General features: G+C 50.3%; 15 protein-coding genes and 1 riboswitch. Of the genes, 2 read left to right on the top strand and 13 right to left on the bottom strand.

Annotated features, from left to right (window positions below; all coding sequences use genetic code 11):
* Window positions 1-104 precede the first annotated feature (104 nt).
* The 5 genes from A3849_RS32640 to A3849_RS00600 form a co-directional block, all read right to left on the bottom strand.
* Window positions 105-242, bottom strand: coding sequence for a hypothetical protein (locus A3849_RS32640; RefSeq protein ID WP_178382567.1), 138 nt, complete (start codon window positions 240-242; stop codon window positions 105-107).
* Between the two features lie 167 nt (window positions 243-409).
* Window positions 410-985 carry a 3D domain-containing protein gene (locus A3849_RS00615; RefSeq protein WP_083613315.1) on the bottom strand — a complete coding sequence of 192 codons (576 nt, stop codon included), beginning with the start codon at window positions 983-985 and terminating at the stop codon, window positions 410-412.
* A 401-nt stretch (window positions 986-1,386) separates the two neighbouring features.
* Window positions 1,387-3,324, bottom strand: coding sequence for a threonine--tRNA ligase (gene thrS / locus A3849_RS00610; protein ID WP_074109683.1), 1,938 nt, complete (start codon window positions 3,322-3,324; stop codon window positions 1,387-1,389).
* A gap of 527 nt (window positions 3,325-3,851) precedes the next feature.
* A complete protein-coding gene (locus A3849_RS00605; protein WP_074109682.1) occupies window positions 3,852-4,022 on the bottom strand; it encodes a type II toxin-antitoxin system antitoxin in 171 nt (56 codons plus the stop codon).
* A 13-nt stretch (window positions 4,023-4,035) separates the two neighbouring features.
* On the bottom strand, window positions 4,036-4,878 hold the full coding sequence (locus A3849_RS00600; RefSeq protein WP_074109681.1) for an SPFH domain-containing protein: 843 nt from the start codon (window positions 4,876-4,878) through the stop codon (window positions 4,036-4,038).
* A 163-nt stretch (window positions 4,879-5,041) separates the two neighbouring features.
* On the opposite strand from A3849_RS00600, the gene A3849_RS00595 reads away from it, so the two are divergent.
* Entirely contained in the window at window positions 5,042-5,224 is a 183-nt protein-coding gene (locus tag A3849_RS00595; protein WP_074109680.1) for a transcriptional regulator, read from the top strand.
* Window positions 5,225-5,382: 158 nt separating this feature from the next.
* Here A3849_RS00595 and A3849_RS00590 read toward each other — a convergent pair whose 3' ends face one another.
* From A3849_RS00590 to metA, 4 genes are all read right to left on the bottom strand, one after another.
* A complete protein-coding gene (locus A3849_RS00590) occupies window positions 5,383-9,699 on the bottom strand; it encodes a bifunctional 2',3'-cyclic-nucleotide 2'-phosphodiesterase/3'-nucleotidase (RefSeq protein ID WP_074109679.1) in 4,317 nt (1,438 codons plus the stop codon).
* A 283-nt stretch (window positions 9,700-9,982) separates the two neighbouring features.
* Window positions 9,983-11,119 carry a cyclic dehypoxanthinyl futalosine synthase gene (gene mqnC, locus A3849_RS00585; protein WP_074109678.1) on the bottom strand — a complete coding sequence of 379 codons (1,137 nt, stop codon included), beginning with the start codon at window positions 11,117-11,119 and terminating at the stop codon, window positions 9,983-9,985.
* Window positions 11,120-11,371: 252 nt separating this feature from the next.
* Window positions 11,372-12,538 carry an aminotransferase class I/II-fold pyridoxal phosphate-dependent enzyme gene (locus A3849_RS00580; protein WP_074109677.1) on the bottom strand — a complete coding sequence of 389 codons (1,167 nt, stop codon included), beginning with the start codon at window positions 12,536-12,538 and terminating at the stop codon, window positions 11,372-11,374.
* A gap of 71 nt (window positions 12,539-12,609) precedes the next feature.
* Window positions 12,610-13,539 carry a homoserine O-acetyltransferase MetA gene (gene metA, locus A3849_RS00575; RefSeq protein ID WP_074109676.1) on the bottom strand — a complete coding sequence of 310 codons (930 nt, stop codon included), beginning with the start codon at window positions 13,537-13,539 and terminating at the stop codon, window positions 12,610-12,612.
* An 87-nt stretch (window positions 13,540-13,626) separates the two neighbouring features.
* Window positions 13,627-13,765, bottom strand: a riboswitch (SAM riboswitch).
* A 427-nt stretch (window positions 13,766-14,192) separates the two neighbouring features.
* Between metA and corA the strand changes: the two genes are divergently transcribed.
* Entirely contained in the window at window positions 14,193-15,128 is a 936-nt protein-coding gene (gene corA / locus A3849_RS00570; protein WP_074084643.1) for a magnesium/cobalt transporter CorA, read from the top strand.
* 71 nt (window positions 15,129-15,199) lie between these two features.
* Here corA and A3849_RS00565 read toward each other — a convergent pair whose 3' ends face one another.
* The 4 genes from A3849_RS00565 to A3849_RS00550 form a co-directional block, all read right to left on the bottom strand.
* Window positions 15,200-16,144: a 1-phosphofructokinase family hexose kinase gene (locus A3849_RS00565; RefSeq protein WP_074109675.1), complete on the bottom strand. Its 945-nt coding sequence runs from the start codon at window positions 16,142-16,144 to the stop codon at window positions 15,200-15,202.
* A gap of 135 nt (window positions 16,145-16,279) precedes the next feature.
* The gene (locus A3849_RS00560; protein ID WP_074109819.1) at window positions 16,280-17,299 is read right to left on the bottom strand and encodes an HRDC domain-containing protein; all 1,020 of its coding nucleotides are present in this window, start codon (window positions 17,297-17,299) and stop codon (window positions 16,280-16,282) included.
* A 279-nt stretch (window positions 17,300-17,578) separates the two neighbouring features.
* Window positions 17,579-18,460: an ROK family protein gene (locus A3849_RS00555; protein WP_306010691.1), complete on the bottom strand. Its 882-nt coding sequence runs from the start codon at window positions 18,458-18,460 to the stop codon at window positions 17,579-17,581.
* A gap of 471 nt (window positions 18,461-18,931) precedes the next feature.
* Window positions 18,932-20,425 carry a cobyrinic acid a,c-diamide synthase CobB gene (locus A3849_RS00550; RefSeq protein WP_074109673.1) on the bottom strand — a complete coding sequence of 498 codons (1,494 nt, stop codon included), beginning with the start codon at window positions 20,423-20,425 and terminating at the stop codon, window positions 18,932-18,934.

Here is a 20,425-nt window from a genome sequence, read left to right as displayed (position 1 = left end):
ACAAAAAAACTGCCCCGCCGCTCAGAAACTGAACGGAAACGGGACAGACGGTGATTGATCAGATGCAATTAAAAAGCGGTGCTACCCAAGTTTGAACTACAGCATTATTGCTGTGGTTTTTGAACCGGTTTTGCAATACTCTGCTTAGATGCGCCGTCATTTTCTACAGCAAACTCAGCGTTGTATTTTTCATTTGGTGTTTTGTAGTTTTCTTGAACCTTTGGTTTTTTAGAATTGGCCACGGAATTCACCTCCCTTGTCTCGTGTGCAGTCTGACATCAGAGTACACCACAAGAATCTAACGAAAGAGGCTGCTAATTCTGCCCCAGTCCGTATTATGGGAAAGGCGGGACCTTATTATGCATGCTTAAGTGAAATAAAATTCATACTGGCGATGTGTAGGGTAACCCTAGATAACTTCCTCAAGAAGATCCTGCGGAATGGCATTATAGGTTTGAACAGCCTGGCCCAGACTCTTCAGCATGTTCTCGGTACATCTTCCGTTCCCCCGCTTAATGAGCTGTACCACTACGGTTTTTTTACCCCATTCCTTATAAACCTGCTTAGTGGTAGAAAAATAAAGGTCAATCTTCCGCCCCTTGATCGCTGAACCGGTATCAGCCACAACTGCGTAACCATAGCCGGGGATATATAATACGCTGCCTAACGGAATCACTTTTGGATCAGCGGCGATGGTCGATACGGCATTTTTGTCCCGGCGGACTTTGACACCTGAATATGTGATGCCGTACTGCGGATGCTTTGAGGTTTTACCTGTAGATTCAAAGCCCGCTGTGTAGCCTGTAGCAGTTACCTTAAAAGAAGTGATAATCTGCTCCGGTCCTGGTGCCGCTACCTGTATAGTTACCGGCGGTTTGGAAGCCGTATTACCCGGTTGTGTGACTGCACGAGGTGCTGGTGTATGTTTTGGCGCCTCAGTGGCTGCCGGCTTGCCGGACTGTACGAGTGCTTCTGAACGGGACATCCCTCTGGATACGGATTGTCCTTGATCATACAGCGCGGCTTGACCAGCTGCCAGCACTTGCGGTACAGAATCCTTTATATGTTGCGGATCAAGTGACTTGTTTATTCTGTAATTGCTTAGTTGACCTGCAGTGTCTCCCGCCCCGTTAGCTTCCACTGGCTTGCGTCCAAAATCAGGATAGACCTCAGCGGCAGTCAGCAAAAGCACAATCGTTACGAAAAGACACCAAAACCTCTGGCATAAGCCCATTTTGTTCATTGTTAAACCTCCCCCTATTAGCGAAGGTTTCCCGTTTCACAAAATTTTATACCTGAAGCCGTTTAAAACCCGGCCGCAGGCGGCTTATGACAGAGGTTAATGAATGACATTAAAGATATATAAATGATGTTACTCCTGAAGCTTTAGATTACACGCTCCGCAACTTCCTTAACTAAGGAAGCGATCACTTCCTGCAGCGGCTGGGCACCGATATCGCCTTCTCCGCGCTTGCGGATGGAGACACTTCCGGCGTTCATTTCATTCTCGCCCACCACGAACATATATGGGATCTTCTCGAGCTGTGCTTCACGGATTTTATAGCCCATTTTCTCGTTGCGCAGATCTACTTCGGCCCGGATTCCACTGGCAAGCAGCTTCGCTTCTACGTCCTTAGCGTAATCATCAAATGCGGAGGACACCGGAATAATCTTCACCTGCTGCGGGGACAGCCATAATGGAAGTGAGCCAGCAAAGTTCTCCAGCAAGAAGGCTACAAAACGTTCCATGGTACCAAGGATTCCGCGGTGCAGCACAACCGGACGGTGTTTTTGGCCATCGTCTCCGACATACTCCAGCTCAAAACGCTCAGGGAGCAGGAAGTCGATTTGTACTGTGGACAATGTTTCTTCTTTGCCTAGCGCCGTACGGATCTGCACATCCAGCTTCGGACCGTAGAACGCTGCTTCACCATCTGCTTCGAAGAATGGCAATCCGGCTTCTTCAGCCACTTCGCGCAGCATACGCTGTGCAGTCTCCCACATTTCATCGTTCTGGAAGTATTTCTCGGTATCCTTCGGATCCCGGTAAGATAAGCGGAAACGGTAATCGTGAATGCCGAAATCGCTGTATACCTGCTTGATCAGATCGAGCACTCGGGTAAATTCACTCTTAATTTGGTCCAGACGGCAGAAAATATGTGAATCGTTCAGTGTCATGGAACGCACACGGTGCAGCCCAGTCAACGCGCCTGACATTTCATAACGGTGCATGGTGCCAAGCTCGGCAATACGGATCGGCAGATCACGGTAGCTATGCATCGAGCTCTTGTATATCATCATGTGATGCGGGCAGTTCATTGGACGCAGTACGAACTCTTCAGTATCAATTGTCATCTTAGGGAACATATCTTCCTGGTAATGCTCCCAGTGTCCTGAAGTTTTGTACAGCTCTACGTTGCCGAGCACCGGAGTATATACATGCTGGTAACCCAGGCTTGCTTCCAGATCGACGATATAGCGTTCCAGAATACTGCGTAGCTTCGCACCTTTTGGAAGCCAGATTGGCAGGCCTTGTCCTACCAGCTGGTTGAAGGTGAAGATTTCCAGCTCTTTGCCCAACTTACGGTGGTCGCGTTTCTTCGCTTCCTCCAGCAGGTGCAGATACTCATCAAGCTGAGCTTTTTTGATCCAGGCAGTACCGTAAATACGTTGCAGCATTTTGTTCTTGCTGTCCCCACGCCAGTAGGCTCCGGCTACGTTCATAAGCTTGAAGACCTTGATCTTCGCAGTGGAGGGCACATGCGGGCCGCGGCAAAGGTCAAAGAATTCTCCCTGCTCATATATCGTGATCACGCTATCTTCAGGCAGCGCTTCAATCAACTCCAGCTTATAGGGATCTTCCAGCTCACCGAAACGCTCCAGTGCTTCCTTGCGGCTGACCTCAATACGCACGATTGGAAGATTCTCCGAGACGATACGTTCCATTTCCTTCTCGATCTTCAGCAGGTCTTCCGGATTCAGCGGATGCTCCAGATCCATATCATAATAGAAGCCATCTTCGATCACAGGGCCTACACCCAGCTTAACTTCCTTAGTCCCGAACAGGCGGCGTACTGCCTGAGCCATTAAGTGGGCAGTACTGTGGCGCATCACTTCCAGGCCTTCCGGCGAATCCAAAGTGACGATCTCGACCAATGCACCTTCCTGCAGCGGCGTAGACAGGTCTACAACGATTCCGTTCAGCTTGCCTGCTGCTGCATTCTTGCGGAGACCGCTGCTGATCGAAGCGGCTACATCATCAATACTGCTGCCATCGGCATATTCCCGGACCGAGCCGTCCGGAAGCTTGATATTAACTGACATGATTATTCCTCCTAATATTTTGATAAGGCTCCATAATTTACGGAACGGAAATGTCTATAAACACAAAAAACACCCGTCCCGCAAAGGGACGAGTGATTGCACCCGTGGTTCCACCCAAATTCGATTCCCGGCTTACAGGAATCCTTCGTCAGCATGGAGATAACGGCCATGAACCGGCGGTTCTTACTATCCGCGGCAGGTTGTCCGTAATTAGACAGCACCCCGGGAGTTCATAACCGCAGCTACAAAGGGGTAGATGGATTACCGGATACCGGAGGAAATCACAGCCTGAAGTTTCCTCTCTCTGAAGCGGCCCTAAAAATAATCATCCATATCTTTGTCAACGCTGATAACGTGAATCTTGTGTAATTATAATTCTCTCTTCAGCCTTCCGTCAAGTCACTCCCCACATTTATCACCCGCAACACCACCGCCAACAAGCAGAAGGATGATCTAGAGCATAAAGCACATAAATCCTTCTATTATAAAATAGCTTAAGGGCAGAAGCCATCTTCTGCCCTGCAAGTCTATTCTTCCCGGCGTTTCCGTTCTGGCAAGCGGCCTGCGCGTTTCAAAGCCTCACGCAGCAAATATTCGATATGTCCGTTTACGCTGCGAAATTCTTCTCCCGCCCAACGTTCCAGCGCTTCGTGCAGGTCAGGATCGATCCGCAGCGGAAAGCTTTTCTTGGCCGCCATAGTGAACCGCCCCTTAGTACAACGAGCCGGCGTTGATGACCGGACTCGCTCCACGCTCCGACACGATCGCTACCATCAGATTGTTGATCATCGCCGCCTTGCGCTCTTCATCCAGTTCGACCACACCGCTCTCCTTCAGTTGACGGATCGCCATATCTACCATTCCAACCGCCCCCTCCACGATAATCTGCCGCGCTGACAGAATCGCTGAAGCCTGCTGACGCTGCAGCATAGTGCTGGCGATTTCAGTGGAATAAGCCAGATGTGTCAACCGCGCTTCAATCACTTCTACACCGGATAAGGAAAGACGGTCCTGAAGCTCAACGGCCAATTCCTTGGCGATCTCATCCGAATTCGCACGAAGGGACATCCCCGATTCGTTAAAATTGTCGTAAGGATAGCGGCTGGCCACATGCCGCAGCGCGGTCTCACTCTGGATTTCCACAAACGCCATATATTTATCGACATCAAACAAGGCCTTAGCGGAGTTGATGACTTTAAATACAATGACTGCGGCAATCTCTATCGGATTCCCTTCGACATCATTGACCTTCAGCTTGACGCTGTTGAAGTTACGTACCCGCAAAGATACTGTCTTGCGGACACTGAACGGAATGACCGCAAAGAGGCCGCTGCTTGAGATGGTTCCGACATATTTACCAAAAAAGGTTACCACGACCGACTTATTGGGCTGCACTACCGTAACACTCGTACATAACACACCTGCAACGATGAACAGAATAACCGGAACCACAGCATAATCATATGCTGCACTGTAAATTCCCCCTGCCAAGCAAATGGCAATAAGCGCAATAACCAGAAAACCGCTAACGGGATGCAATGTTTTTTCTTTCATGAAAGACACCTCCATAAGATATGTATTTGATATGATTATGATATCACTTATGGATATTGTTGTAAACTAAAAATATCACTGCATTCCGTCCAATTATCTCTTATACTAAATAACCTATCTGAAGTCATGGTCTTACGATTAAATGGAGAAGGATGTGGAACACATGAGTATTAAGGAGCAAGTATTGGATATTATCAAGGCATCCGCAACGCCGCTCAGCGCGGGCGAAGTCGAAAAGCTGTCCGGTCTGGAACGCAAGGCTATTGACAAGGCTTTCACCGAGCTAAAAAAAGAAAATGCGATCGTCTCCCCGGTCCGCTGTAAGTGGGAAGCTGCTACAAAGTAAAACCCCAAAGAGACTCGTGCAGTAGTGACATGCACGAGTCTCGCTATTTACTAGCCATTACTAGCTATCACTGCATCAAAAATAAGAGCTCCGCTGCCATCCAAAGATGACGCGCGGAGCTCCTTTTTGCATTTGTTACTTTATGCCGGGTTCAAAGCTTAGGAAGCCTTCTTTTCCAGCATACGGTAAATGATAACCGCCGCTTGAGCGCGGGTTGCATCGCTCTTCGGTGCGAATTTCTCTCCATCCACCCCGTTGACAATACCAAGCTGTGTAAGCTGGGCTACTGCATCCTGGGCGTAAGAAGCAATCTTTGATTTGTCGCCAAAGTTTTCCAGTGCTGACTTCGTATCAATTGGCTTCAATTGATCTTTAATTCCAGCGGCAATCATCATCGCCATTTCTTCACGGGTCACTTCACGTCCCGGTTCAAACTTGCCGTTACCGGAACCTTTCACAATACCCGCTTTAACAGCAGCAGTGATGGCATCTGTGTACCATACTCCTTGCTTCACATCGTTAAATGTGGCGTTTGCTCCTGAAGTACTGAGATTCAGGGCACGAACCAGCATCGTTACGAATTCAGCACGCGTTACGGTTTTGTTCGGTGCGAAGTTGCTTCCGCCAACTCCCTTAATGATTCCCTTGTCAGCCAAAGAAGTGATTGCTGTCTGGGCCCATGCCACTTTGCCCAAATCCCCAAAAGTGGTGGCAGGTTTTGCTGTTGGAGCTGCGGTTGCTGTTGGTGCAGGTGTTGCTGTTGCAGACGGTGCTGGTGTTGCCGAAGGAGTTGGTGTAGGTACAGTTCCTCCGTTACCCGGAGCAGGAGTTGAAGCTGTCAGATTATTCGTAATCCGGCCTTCAAATGCTGCTGTAATTGCGCCGCCCTTGAATGTCTTCACAATGTAATTGTAGAACACATCCAGGTCGATTGGACCGGCCAAAGATGCACTCGCTTTGGTCAGTACAGTGTAATTGTCTCCACCGGCAGCCATGAAGTTATTCACTACTGCAGTGTAGCTTTGAGTCATGTTGATCGGTGTTCCGTCTGCCTTAGTAAGGAAGGAGACACGGTCTGCTACTGGCAGATACATATTCGCTGTATACTTCAGTCCGGAAATTTGCAGTGTCTTCGTATCTGCTGTTCCGTCAGCCTTAATTGCCCATTGCTGCTGCAGCAGTGTCTTGATTTGTTCACCAGTCAATGTCAGCTTCACCAGCGTGTTGCCGAATGGCTGAATTTTGGCCAAATCTCCGAAGGATACATTACCCTTTGGAAGATCAGCGCGAATACCGCCCGGATTCATAAAGGCGAAATCTGCGGAGCCTTTGCCATCGCCGAAGTCAGCTTGACGCATTGCATCAGCAATCAGGTTACCGAGGTTGGATTCTTTATTGTAAGCATCAGTACGGGTAATCGTACCATCTGTTGTACCTACCGGCTTGGTCAACTCCGGATGTTTGGCCAGATATTTGTTAACCAAAGCTGCAGTTTCCGCATCTGGAGTAACATTCTTTTGAAGAGTGCTGGTTACAGTCGCCGATTTGCTCTTCACATCACCAGTTACACTATCAATAACCAGCTTGATGTCTTCGAAAGCCGTACCATAGGAATAGGCTTGAACAATCAGCTTGCCGTTTACAACGCCATTAGCAAGTGCATGGTTGTCCCCTGCTACCACAACGTCAACAGGTGAGTTCGCCGGAAGTGCGTTAGCCAGGTCAGCCGCTTCTCCCGTAGTCACATCTGCTTTGGTTGTCGCCGGATCATGCGCAAGCACAACGATCGTCTGGACGCCTTGCTTCTGAAGTTCTGCGGCATATTTTTCAATCGCTGCAACTTCTTCTGTGGCGCTCAAGAATTTCACGCCTTTGGTTCCCTCAGGAGAGACTTTGCTTGGAGTAGCTTTGGTTACCACACCGATAAATCCGATTTTCACACCGCCTACTTCTTTAATTACGTAAGGGTTAATGATCGGAGCTCCAGAAGAGCTGTCTACCGCATTGGCATTGATATAATCGAAGTCTGCCCCTTTATGAACAATGCTAGTGTTCTTAGGATCAGCACCGCCATAAATCTGAGTCTTCATGGCTTCAACGCCTTGGTCAAATTCATGGTTCCCCAGTGTACCCACATCGAATTTCATCAGGTTCATCCATTCCATCGTCGGCTCGTCACGTTCAAGCGAGGATACCGGCGCAGATGCACCTACCGAGTCACCATTGTGGAACAACAGCGCGTTGGCATATTTCGCACGGGTGTCTTTCAAGTACGCTGCAAGAGTTGCTGCAGTTCCTACTGCATCGCTACCTACATAAGAAGTGGTGTCGAGTTGGCCGTGGAAGTCGTTGACCCCGAGCAGGTGAACTTCCACATCTCCGGTTGGAGCAACTGGAGTTTCTTTTAGATTAAGATTATAGATTTCAAATCCTTTGACATCTTTAGTGCCTGTGTCTGTAACATTGGCAGGCTTCACAGCCGCTGCTTTCGGTGAAGAAGTGAAGGTCACATTGACGTCCCCTTTAATTGGAGCGATCGACCAGTTATTGTCTGCTGTCGGATCAACAGTACCGGCTGCACTGATATAATCCATCAGTACCTGGCGATTTTCCATTTGGGAGTCAATAATCATTTTCCCAGCCTTAACACCCGGGAAGTTTCCGCCGCCGCTTGCGCGGTAGTTATTGGTAACCACGATGAAATCTTGGTCATCCTTCAAAGGTTCATTGCCGTAAGTAATGGAAGTCACACGGCTGGAAGACGCATCATTAATCGTTCCATCCGGCTTGTATTTCGCATTTTTGGTTACATCAATTGTATATTTAATACCATCGATGACATCGAAGTTGTAAACAGCGAAAGCCGAGTTCAAAAGCGGCTGTGGAGTGGAGATCGCCGGTTTGATACGGTTGAATGCACCTGCACTCATCTCTACCCATTCCTTCACTGTAGAGCCTTTAACCACAATGGCTTTCAGCGTGTTGTCATAGAGATACAGGTCACTTGCGCTCGCAATCGTAAGATCGCCCTTTTGAATTTCAGTATACTCCTCAGGGCCATTGCGTCCGGCCTTGAAGGGTGCGCCTACACTTAGAATCGGCAGGTCCTTATAAGGGGCAAGCTTAGCATCCGTATTGACCAGATTCGAAACATACTGCTGCTGGGCATAGGTTACGATCTGAACGGTCGGATCATCCTGCACCAGAGCAAAGTAGCTGTTCATTGGAGCATTAGTTTTCCCGAGCGGTTGATTCACATATTTGATCGTTGCTGCATGGGCAGCTCCAGCCACTGCATCAATAGCAGGATCAACGGCTACTCCGGTAATGGAGCGTGTAGAAGCCTTTGAAGATGCTTTGTCAACTTTCCAGCTGCTGCCATCCTTTACGATCTTCAGATCGATCAGACCCAGGTTGCCCCCGCCATAACCGGCTTGAACGGCTGGAACGCCGTTGATATGACCGTTGAGGTTATCGATCTTTGCCACATCGGAATCATATGGCTTTTTGGTTGCCGGATCCTTAAAGGAAGCATCCAGCTTAGTGTCATCTCCGTTCGTCGGGAACACCTTATGCGTATGGGAGAAGGTGATGGCGTCAATGCCGTCAACCTTGCTCAGCAGGTTAATGGCATTCTCAGCTCCGGTTCCCGCAGCTGCAGTCGCATCAAACCCGGAGTGGGCCATGGCAATAATGACATCTGCGCCGGCACCTTTCATGATAGGAACAAATTTGGCTGCAGTTTCAGCAATATCCTTGGTGATTACTTTGCCTTCCAGATTCACCTTGTCCCAATCCATGATTTGCGGGGTCACCAACCCAAGGAGGCCGACATTAACCGTTACCTCATTGCCGTTGCTGTCCTTTACTTTTTTAGGAATGATGACATACGGTACAAACGTATTTTTATCATCGGATACATTATAAATATTTGCATTGACATAAGGGAAATCCGCATCTGTATCGGATTTATCTACTTTACTTCCGTTGATCGTACGGTCCAGATAGTCCAAGCCATAGTTAAATTCATGATTGCCAAACGTTGCAGCATCATACCCCATAAGGTTCATGGCTGCAATAAGCGGATGAATCTGGTCTGGACTTGTCTTAAAATCTGATACCTGGGCCATATATGTACCCAGCGGTGTTCCCTGAATCAAATCACCGTTGTCAAGAAGGAGATTGTTCGGTTCTTGGGTCCGGGCTTCTTTTACCAGCGTTGATGTGCGGTCCAGACCTACTGTAGTAGAGGCCGCATTTTTGAAGTAGTCCCAACCGTACACATTGGTGTGCACATCCGTGGTGCTCATCAAGCGCAGATTAACTGTTCCAGGAGCAACAGCCTCAGCGCCTGCAGCCTCTGCCTTGCTCGCCCCCAAAACCGGGACTGCAAAAACTCCGCCCAGCACTTGTGCTGCCAGAACGGTGCTCGCCAATAAAGCGGCTACTGGCTTGTTCCATCTTTTTTCTACCATAAGTCAGATATCCTCCCCATATGTTTCTTATTCCTACTTATGCTGACCGCAAGATTGTATCATATCCAAAATTATGAATCTAGCAAAAACCATTAAATCTAATTAATAGTTGTGTAAAATATCACATCATTAGGGCTTTTTTTGTTCTTTATGACGATAAAAGTTTACAAAAAACAAAAAAACGCCTATTCTCGAGGTTTTCATTAACGAAATCACTCAAGGATAGACGCCGCAAAAAAATCTTACACACAACGTTATGAATCAATAGATTTTTATTGAAGAATTAGTTCTGCATTACAAAATCATTGTCAATCTTTATATTACCGTCCTCAAAGGTCCGCAGAATATCGTAGCGCGTGTTGCGCTGTGCCGGAATTTTGCCAGCCTCGCGGATCAGCTGTGTAATCGACTCGATGTTGACCTTGTAGGTCGCACCCGCCGAGGAAACCACATTCTCTTCTATCATCGTGCTGCCAAAGTCATTGCAGCCATACTGCAGCGACAGCTTGCCGACCTCAGGCCCCATGGTTACCCATGAGGACTGGAAGTTCTTGATGTTATCAAGCACCAGGCGGCTGATGGCTACCGTCTTCAGATATTCCTCGGGGGTCTGCCGGTCCAGCTTCAGGTTCGTATTATCCGGCTGGAAGGTCCAGGAGATAAAGGCCAGGAATCCTTCGGAATCATATTTATTCGCAATACACTCATCCTGGGCTTCGCGTACCCGCAGCAGATGAAGTGCCCGCTCCTCCATACTCTCGCCAAGGCCAATCACCATGGTCGCCGTAGTGTTCATGCCGATCTTGTGAGCGGTCTGCATCACATCCATCCATTCACGCCACGAGCCTTTGAGACGGCTGATTTTACGGCGGGTCCGGTCATCCAGTATTTCCGCACCGCCGCCGGGAAGTGAGTCCAGGCCTGCCGCATGAATCTCGCGGACCACCTGTTCCAGCGGCAGCCCGGATACTTCGACCATTTTCATAATCTCCGCAGGGGAGAAGGAATGCATGGTGATCTCTGGGAACCGCTGCTTAATTCCGCGCAGGATATCCGTATAGTAGCTGAATGGCAGGTTCGGGTTGGTTCCGCCCTGCATCAGGATTTCCGTTCCGTTGACGTCGATGGTTTCCTGGATTTTCTGAAAAATCGTCTCGTCCGGAAGCACATAACCTTCCTCCGAGCCCGGTTTCCGGTAAAAAGCGCAGAAACGGCAGTACACGTCACATACATTCGTATAATTTATATTGCGTCCGATCACAAATGTAGCCATCGGGTCCGGATGCCAGCGCTTCATGATAATATCAGCGGCAGCGCCCATCTTCTCTATTTCGTTGCTCTCGAACAGCCGAATCGTGTCCTCCAGGCCAAGACGTTCACCCTTCAGCGTTTTGTCCAGAATCAGATCTATCGCACTCATCGTTCGCAGCCTCCTTTGTATGCCCATACTATTTAAGAATGGATAAATAAAATTTGTACAACATTGAAATAAGCTCGTTACTCCATCGTATCACAATCCGAACGGCTTGAAAAACCCTTACCGTCGTTGCGGGAACAATATTGTGACTCGATGGCGTGAAACACTTAAATCTATATATTCTAAAAAAAAGCAGCCTCCGCTCTGAGGCTGCTTCCAAGTTCCTTATTATGCTGCCATAGTCTGACCGGATGCTTATTCCAGCTCGGCCCGGGCAGCTTCCAGCGCCTGACCGAGATCTGCAATCAGGTCATCTACATGCTCAATGCCTACAGAGAAGCGGAGCAGACGGTCATCCACGCCGACCGCATCGCGGATTTCCACCGGAATGTCGGCATGGGTCTGAACCGCCGGATAGGTCATCAGTGACTCCACGCCGCCCAGACTCTCGGCGAAGGCGATCAGACGGATATGACGCAGCAGCGGTTCGACATATCTGGCATCTTTTACCTTGAAGGAGAAGATTCCGGTGTTACCTGAGGACTGGCGGTTCTGAATCTCATAGCCGGGATGATCGGGCAGTCCGGGATGGAACACCTCAGCGATGGCTGGATGCTCGAGTAAATAGCGGGCCAGCGCCAGGGCATTGCTCTCATGCCGCTCCATGCGCAGAGCAAGTGTCTTCATCCCCTTCATTAGCTGGTAGCTGTCGTTCGGCGCAAGCACTGCCCCCAGTGAATTATGAAGAATTGCCATTTCTGCAGTGAGCTCAGTGCCTTTGGTTACAATCAGTCCGGCGAGAACATCGTTGTGCCCCCCCAAATATTTGGTTGCGCTATGAACGATGATATCCGCTCCCAGCTCCAGCGGCCGCTGGAAAAAGGGCGTCAACAGCGTATTGTCGACAATGGTGAGCAGCCCATGACGGCGTGACCATGTACAGACCGCTTCGATATCCGTAATCATCATCAGCGGATTGGTAGGCGTTTCAATAAATACAGCTCTGGTATTCGGACGCCGTGAAGCCTCCAGCCCGTCCAGATCATTCGTATCCACATAGGAAGCGCTGATGCCGTATTTGGAGAGAATCCGTTCAAGCAGACGGTAGGTTCCGCCATACAGGTCCAGCGATACTACCAGATGGTCGCCCTGTCCAAACAAGGCAAACACTGTCGTCAGCGCCCCCATTCCAGAGCTGCAGGCAAAAGCCGCATCGCCGGATTCCAGCTGTGCCGCAGCTTCTTCCAGCACCGAGCGAGTAGGATTCTTGGTACGGATATAATCAAACCCTGTGCTCTGCCCGAGTCTGGGATGACGGAATGCCGTCGCGTTGTAAATCGGATAATTTATTGCACCTGTGGCCGGGTCCTCCAGTGAACCTATCTGTGCCAATCTGCTCTCAATCCTCAGTTTCTCATCCATTGCTGCTGCCTCCTAAGTGTGGTGTATGCGTAAATCTCTTCTATATATCAAGATATCAAGATGTATATATTTTAAAATACTAAATAATCGGCCTGGTCTATATCGTAAGGGGTCTCCTGGTATACATAGTAATTGAGCCAATTAGCGAATAATAAGTTGGCATGGGCACGCCAGACAGCCGGCGGTGTGCGCTGCGGGTCATCCTGCGGATAGTAGTGCTTCGGAATGGCGATGTCCATCCCTTTGGCAATATCCCGGTCATACTCCCATTTTAACGAAAATGGATCATATTCAGAATGTCCGGTCACAAAAATTTGTTTTCCGTCAAGCGTCGAAACCAGATACACTCCGGCTTCCTCGGATTCGGCAAGAATCTGCAGCTGGGGATTCGCAAGAATATCATCTCGCGAGACATCCGTGTGCCGGGAATGGGGAACATGGAACACCTCATCAAAGCCGCGGAGCAGCTTCACGTTAGTATGGCTCACCGTGTGCGGAAAAACGCCAAAACATTTCTCGTCCAGATCAACCTTGCGTACGCCGAAGTGATGATACAGCCCGGCTTGTGCCGCCCAACAGATATGCATGGTCGAGGTCACGTTGTGCTTGCTCCATTCAAATATGCCCTTTAGCTCTTCCCAGTAGGTCACGTCTTCGAACTCCAGCTGCTCCACCGGAGCGCCGGTTACAATCAGCCCGTCAAAGCGGCGGTCACTGATCTCATCAAAGGTTTTGTAAAAACTCTTCAAATGTTCTGCCGAAGTGTTCTTCGAGGTATGGGAGCTCGGGTGCAGCAGCACAACATCTACCTGAAGCGGTGAATTCCCGACCAGACGCAGCAGCTGTGTCTCTGTGGTTTCCTTGGTAGGCATCAAATTCAGGATGGCGATTCGCAGCGGACGGATATCCTGGTGGAAGGCCTGGCTTTCATCCATTATAAAAATGTTTTCTCCGGACAAAACTTCTTTCGCCGGCAGACTGTCGGGAATTTTAATTGGCATATCAGTTTCCACTCCTTCATTGTGATGAATATAAAAAAGACCTTTCTCGGGCGAGAAAGGTCATATATCTGTTAGTCATATGCGCCTCTCTCATCTGCCAGAGAACTTGTGCCAAGCAGCCTGAATGGCTTACCTGCAAAAGCTTCCGCAAGAATTAGCACCGTGCGTTCACACGCCGGTTGCCGGGTTTCATCGGGCTAGTCCCTCCACCTGCTCTTGATAAGATTTAGCTGTATTCAATTGAGAAAAAGTCACATAACGTTAAATGCTTTTCTTAAAATTCACTTTAAATCATGAACCTCCTTTTCGTCAAGTCCATACAATGCTAACGGGTCCTTTACAACCTCAAGAATTTAGCTTGAAAGACCTATACCCGGAGGTTATACTAGACAAGGGTTTCAAAGCCCCTACCTGACGAAAAGAAGAGGTGAGAGAAGAATGGAAGGCGACCCGAGTTCGCAGTTAAGCGTCCAGAAAGAGCAACCACACAGGATTAACATCAGCTTGCCGGCGGCGGGAGCACTTCTTCTTCATGCCCTCGAACCGTCATTTGGCCTCATGGATTGACCGTACCTCCGGCCAAGCTGATTTTTCCCTGTGCCTATATTAGCACAGACCCTGGAGAAGACTAGGGTTAAGAGGAGTGGAATCAGATGAAAATCCGGTTGGTAAACGCAGGGGTTTTTACACCTGTGGATGACATTGAAGAAACATTGACTGTCCCTGCAGAGGGATTTTATTGGATTGATGCGGATGTTGAGGATTTGGAGCTGCTTCAGCCTTTGTATAATCTGCATGATTTGGCTGTAGAGGACTGCCTCAGTGAAGAGGATCAGCGCCCGAAGCTTGAAATTTACGAAAGCCATTATTTTATTGTAGTTAACAGCATCCGTTTTGATGATGAGGAGATTTTCCTCCGTGCACTCAACGTGTTTCTGGGCAGACATTTCATTATTACCGTGACCAAGCAAAAAATTCACGAGCTGCGCGTGCTGAAACCCGTTCTGTGGGAGCAGGAAGTCAGCGAACCGGACCGGTTCCTCTATCTGCTGATCGACCTTGTCGTAGACAACTTTTTCTCCGTCGGTGACCGGATTGAAGCACGGATTGAGAAACTCGAAGAGGATATCCTGATGCACACCAAGAAATCGCATTTGAGCGAGATCATCGGTCTGCGCAGTGAAATTCTCTGGTTGAAGAAAATGCTGGGACCACAGAAGGAAGTTATCAACACACTTAACAAAAAAGACCTCCGTCTGATCGATGATCAGCTGCAGAAGTATTTTAGTGATATTTATGAAAATGCGGTCAAGATCTCTGAAACCTTTGAAACGTACCGCGATCTCATGGGAAACTTACGTGAAGCATACCAATCCAGTATCGCCAACCGTGCCAATGAGATCATGAGAGTCTTCACCGCCATTACCACTATATTCATGCCGCTGACGGTCATCACCGGGATCTACGGGATGAACTTTGATAATATTCCTGAGATCCATACCCGGTACGGCTACTACGGAGTCATTGCCGTCATGGTTACACTTGGCTGCGGGATGCTGGTTATATTCCGTAAAAAGGAATGGCTATGAATCATACTGGACGAATAAGCAGGACGAAGGCCCCCTATACCGCATGGTAAGGAAGCCTTCGTCTTTTTGGTTTACTTTAGAGCTTCTGTATCGGCTGCCTCTATTTGCGCGAACAATCGTTCCGCATCTCCGCGTTTACACAGCTGACGCTCAGGGTTCATTACGGCCGCCGCTCCAGAGGCGATTCCGAATTGAACGGCCCGGCGCAGCGGCCAGCCCCGTTCCAGGCTGTAGACCAGCCCGCCTACCAGACTGTCACCGGCTCCCACCACACTCAGTACAGGAACTTCAGGGGCCTTCAGATGCTCACAGCCATCCCTTGTTATCAGCAGTGCACCCTCGCCGCCGAGGGATACCAATACTACCTCTGTCCGTCCTTGCTCAATCAACTCCAGTGCAGCCGCCCGAACCTCCGCATCACCTGTAATTGCGTGTCCTGCCAGCTCCTCAAGCTCGCGTGCATTGGGTTTGAGCAGATATACTCCGGCATCCGCAGCTTTTTGCAGCGCTTCGCCTGAGGTATCCACAATAACCTTTGCCTGCCATGGCTTCACTGCTTCAATGACACGGCCATAGAAATCTGCCGGACAGCCTGGAGGCAGGCTGCCGCTAGCCACAATATAGCTAGGCTTTCCGGTCAACGACTTTAATTGATTCAGGCACTGCTCCCAGTCGCCTTCAATAAAATGGGGGCCTGGCATATCAAACCGGAACTGTTGTCCTGTGGATTCCTCCACGACAATCAGATTTTCCCGCGTCTGTCCGGAAATCGGGATCTCCTGGTGGCTGACGCCCTCCTTACCCAGCATCTCATGCAACAGTTGGCCATGAAGTCCGCCAGATGCATACAGAGCCAAGGACTCCCCGCCCAATCTGTGAATGGCCCGGGAGACATTGATCCCGCCACCTCCAGGTTTATAGGAAGCCTCTTTGCAGCGCAGCTTGTGGTCCGGTACTACCTTATCAATCCCTGTGCTGGCATCTACGCTGGGGTTAATTGTTAATGTTACGATCATAGGGTCTCTCTCCTTTTACTCTGAATACATGTATTTTACTCCAAGATACAGTATTTTCCTAAAGGGAGGTCTCCAGGGGGACTGCTTCAATCAAGACACTGCCAACAATGATTCTGAGGAAGATGACCAGACTACCTAGAAATTCGTTGCTACACCTAGCTGAACCGCTTGACCCCGCCGGTAACGGATACGGATTAGACGCAGCCGCTCATAGTATACATCCAGCCCTTCTGCAGGAGAGAAGCCTTCTCCATAGGCTTTGTAAAGGACAGGCTTTAGAAAGGTATCTCCCATAAGCTCGTAGGCGGTCCATACCTCGGCTTGCTCACCAGGGGATACATCGGCCATTTCAAGTGCAATCAGCTTCTCCACGGAATAGCCGTCTTTTTCCAGTTCTTCTACAGCTTCAAGCACCTCACGGCGGCTCACACCACTCCGTGCCTTCAACTGTTCCATGCCAAGGCCTTCCTCGATTCCCTGCAGCAGAACCCTTCGCAGTCGCAGCCGTTCCAGCTGCTTCTTGTATTTCAGCTCCTTCTGCTTGTACTGCCAGGCTACAAACCGCTCCTCATCAACGGCCTGATGCACCCAGCCCAGTGGAAAACTATGCTCCCGCTCGATGGAAGAGGTGATGCTCAGCCAGTCTCCACCGTATTGCGAGGCCTTGCCCTCGCCCACACCCGGAATTTGCAGCAGCTCCTCCGGTGTACGGGGAAGAAAGGCACTTAGCATCCGCAGCAGCCGGTTGCTGGCGAGAATGTAAGGCGCCTTCCGGTCACTGGAGGCCTTCCCCCGGCGCCAGGCGCACAACTCCTCATAGACAGATTCATTCCCATGCTGCTCGCTGAAATATTGCAGCTTCAGCTGCTCCTGATTGCGGTTGCCAGTGAGACTGTCCTCATCGTGAAAGGAGCCATCAATCAGCGGCCGATACCCATCGCCCATCTTCACCGCGAGCTCGTGCCGGTAAACGCAGAGCATCTCATTCCAGGAGCCGCCTTCATACCACAAGTTGTCTCCCATTTCCTCTGCACCGGAGAATTCACGCCAGCCAAGGAGCCAATGGCCTTCTTCTTCCCCGATCCAGAGCTGGGCGAATACCTCCTGATCGGCCCCGGATATTCTGGATAATCGGTTCATAAATACAATTTGCATCTGCATTCCCTACCTTCCTCGTCTTACAGTATGCATCATCCCCGTGCTGGCCGGATTCCCGTTTTGCTGGACAAGCCAAAGCCCCAGGATAATAAAGGATGGCTGAATATCTGAAGGCTATTCATCCTTAAATTTACACACAAAAAAGCACCTCTCTCACGAATTGCGTGAAAGAGGTGCTTCCTCTGGATGCTATACTGTTAATGCTTACAATACCTATTTATAGCGAAACAGTCAATCTCTTTTTATTCCGGGCAAAAATGGCTTAGCCGGCCTCTGCTACTCCCGGTCCAATGCCAGCTTAGCCAGTCCAAGCGCTCCGGAAAGACCCGCATTATCGCCAAGCTGGGGCGGAACAATATAGCTGCCGATGGCCTCATTTAGTGCAGGATGCTGAACATAGCCGCCCAGCAGCTCCTGAAGCTGTGTATGAATCAGCGGGAATAGCTGGCTCTGCTTCATGACTCCGCCACCCATGACAATCTTCTGCGGCGAGAGAATAAGTACGTAATTCATCAGCGCATGCGCCAGATAGTGGGCTTCCATTGCCCAGGCCGGATGATCCGCCGGCAGCTCGCCTGCCGGTTTGCCCCAGCGGGTGCCAATCGCCGGACCTGCCGCCAGTCCTTCCAGGCAATCGCCATGATAAGGGCAAAAACCTTCAAAAGTATCTTCGGCATGGCGGCGCACAATAATATGTCCCATTTCGGGATGAGACAGGCCATGAACCAGCTTACCTCCCACTACCGCACCAGCCCCAATCCCTGTGCCGACTGTGATATAGAGGCAACTGTCCAGCCCTTGGGCCGCACCCCACTTGTATTCTCCCAGCGCCGCACCATTCACATCCGTATCGAAGCCGATAGGTACTGAAAAATGCCCGGCAACCGTTCCAACCAGATTGTATTGCCCCCAATAGGGTTTAGGGGTGGTTGTGATGTAGCCGTAAGTCGGGCTGCCAATCACCGGATCAATAGGGCCGAATGAGCCAATGCCGATGGCTTCTACATTTTTCCCTCTAAAATAATCCAGCACAAGCCCCATTGTTTCCTCAGGTGTGGTCGTCGGAAAGCTGACCCGGTCGAGAATCGTACCGTCCTCGTTTCCAATCCCGCATACAAACTTTGTTCCCCCTGCTTCAATAGCTCCAAGTACTTTCACTGCAGCATTCTCCCTTCCCATTAACGTTCAGCCGTAGACAGGCCATCCGTGTAATAGTACGTTTTTTTCTGAAATAAAGCCTCGAATTGGACGAAGTTAAGTCGAGGGTCTTCTCTGAAATTGATAGTGCCGCGCGAAGAGCGGCATGGGTGGTTTATGCCCTTATTATACGGGGCCTGCTGATATATGACAAGCGGTTGACATATGAATTAAAAAGAAACTGGCATCGTCCAGGCTGGAGCGAACCGGTGTGGAATAATGGACTTAATTTATGCGGTTTGGCTGAATGACCAACTGTAGTGGGAGAAAGTAGACTTAATCGGGGAGAATCGCTCCAAAGTAGTAAATCCGCTTAGATTAAGTATCCTCCCTCCCACTAAATTCCTTTTCGGAGCGTTTTATCGATGTTTTTGTGAGAACAGTCCATTCTGGTCAGCCAAAATCACTTCGCCTTCTTAGGTATTAGCCTTATTACTGCGTGAAGCCTGTCTTTCGCCCCCGGTAGATATGGCAGAATTCTACAAGACGGGCTGCTGCCGGAAAATAGGAAGCCAGATGGATATGCGCATAGGCTGCCATGACATTCCCGGATACATACCCTTCCGGCTGGCTGCCGCTTCTGCCATGACTGTCATAGGCATACAACTGTGGCTCCCCCGGTGCATAGTTCATCTGGGAATAGTGGAATTCGTGACCACGCAGGCATTCTCCCTGCTTCAGCAGCAGACAGTCTGCCCGGGCGCTTACTTCGCGGTAGCCGAGTGCAGCGCGCTGTTTCTGCATGACCGTGTCAGCTGGGATAATCCCGGCCATCTGATGTATAGCCCCGCTGCGGTCGGTTAGACTCCGGGCCAGCACCATGTAGCCGCCGCATTCCGCGTACAGCGGCATCCCGGCTGCCGCAGCAGCCCTTAGGCCATCCAGGAAGATACTATTTCCGGCGATCCCGGCAGCAAATTCTTCCGGGAAGCCGCCACCGATATAGATTCCGTCTGCTTGCGGCGGTACCCCCTCTCCGCTAAGCGGACTGAAGTAAACCAGCCTTGCCCCTGCGCGGGCCAGCAGCTCCAGATTATCAGCATAATAAAAATTGAATGCCGCATCCCTTGCAACGGCTATGACCGGTGCAGAATCATGTGCAGTGACCACGGCTTGGGGATATCCCTCTGACGGATTCCCGTCGGCTGAAACCTCCTCCGGCCCAATTCCCTTTGCTGCCGGATGGCGAAGGTTAGGCGCTGCCGCAGCAATCTCCAGCAGCAGATCCAGATCGGTACCGGCCTCCAGCAGGTCTGCGGCGCGGTCGAATAACGGCTCCAGCTCACCGCGTTCGACAGCAGGCAGCAGTCCTAAATGCCGCTCCGGGATATCAAGGCCCCGGTCCCGCTCCAGCCATCCGATGACCGGAACATGGCAAGCCGCTTCAATCGCCACTTTGACTGTCCGGTAATGGCTCGCACTGCCGCAGCAGTTCACGATCACTGCTGCGATATGTACCCCTGGCTCCAGTTGCTGGAAGCCTAGGACTATCGCGGCCGCACTGCGGCCCATGCTGCGCACATCGACCACCAGCAGCACCGGACTGTCCGTGAGCAGGGCTATTTCCGCCGTTGATCCGGTAAGCGCGGTCGCCTCTTTGCCGTCATACAGCCCCATAACGCCTTCAATGACCGACAGATCGGCAGCCTCCGAGGAACGCAAATAATACTCCAGCATATATTCGCTGGAAGTCATCCAGGCATCCAGATTCCGGGCCGGCCGTCCCGTCACAGCCGCGTGGTAGGCAGGATCGATATAATCCGGGCCGCATTTGAAGGCCTGTACGGTAAGACCGCGCCGGGCAAACGCCCGGAGCAGTCCCAGTGTCACCGTTGTTTTGCCTGATCCGCTGCCCGTGCCAGCCACCACAAAGCGCGGACGGAGCTGTGAAGGCCGCTCCCGCTCCGCTTTGCTCTCCTTATTCAT

The sequence above is a fragment of the Paenibacillus sp. P46E genome (genome assembly GCF_001909095.1).
In the GTDB taxonomy this organism is placed as follows: Bacteria; Bacillota; Bacilli; order Paenibacillales; family Paenibacillaceae; genus Paenibacillus_AQ; species Paenibacillus_AQ helianthi.
The sequence above is the reverse complement of the archived record's forward strand: the minus strand, read 5'-3'. Positions and strand labels throughout refer to the sequence as shown.

Coding starts and splice junctions, on each gene's coding strand:
- A3849_RS00615 (WP_083613315.1), bottom strand. CDS start 985: ATGTCCCGTTCAGAAGCACTCGTACAGTCCGGCAAGCCGGCAGCCACT.
- thrS (WP_074109683.1), bottom strand. CDS start 3,324: ATGTCAGTTAATATCAAGCTTCCGGACGGCTCGGTCCGGGAATATGCC.
- A3849_RS00605 (WP_074109682.1), bottom strand. CDS start 4,022: ATGGCGGCCAAGAAAAGCTTTCCGCTGCGGATCGATCCTGACCTGCAC.
- A3849_RS00600 (WP_074109681.1), bottom strand. CDS start 4,878: ATGAAAGAAAAAACATTGCATCCCGTTAGCGGTTTTCTGGTTATTGCG.
- A3849_RS00595 (WP_074109680.1), top strand. CDS start 5,042: ATGAGTATTAAGGAGCAAGTATTGGATATTATCAAGGCATCCGCAACG.
- A3849_RS00590 (WP_074109679.1), bottom strand. CDS start 9,699: ATGGTAGAAAAAAGATGGAACAAGCCAGTAGCCGCTTTATTGGCGAGC.
- mqnC (WP_074109678.1), bottom strand. CDS start 11,119: ATGAGTGCGATAGATCTGATTCTGGACAAAACGCTGAAGGGTGAACGT.
- A3849_RS00580 (WP_074109677.1), bottom strand. CDS start 12,538: ATGGATGAGAAACTGAGGATTGAGAGCAGATTGGCACAGATAGGTTCA.
- metA (WP_074109676.1), bottom strand. CDS start 13,539: ATGCCAATTAAAATTCCCGACAGTCTGCCGGCGAAAGAAGTTTTGTCC.
- corA (WP_074084643.1), top strand. CDS start 14,193: ATGAAAATCCGGTTGGTAAACGCAGGGGTTTTTACACCTGTGGATGAC.
- A3849_RS00565 (WP_074109675.1), bottom strand. CDS start 16,144: ATGATCGTAACATTAACAATTAACCCCAGCGTAGATGCCAGCACAGGG.
- A3849_RS00560 (WP_074109819.1), bottom strand. CDS start 17,299: ATGCAAATTGTATTTATGAACCGATTATCCAGAATATCCGGGGCCGAT.
- A3849_RS00550 (WP_074109673.1), bottom strand. CDS start 20,425: ATGAATAAGGAGAGCAAAGCGGAGCGGGAGCGGCCTTCACAGCTCCGT.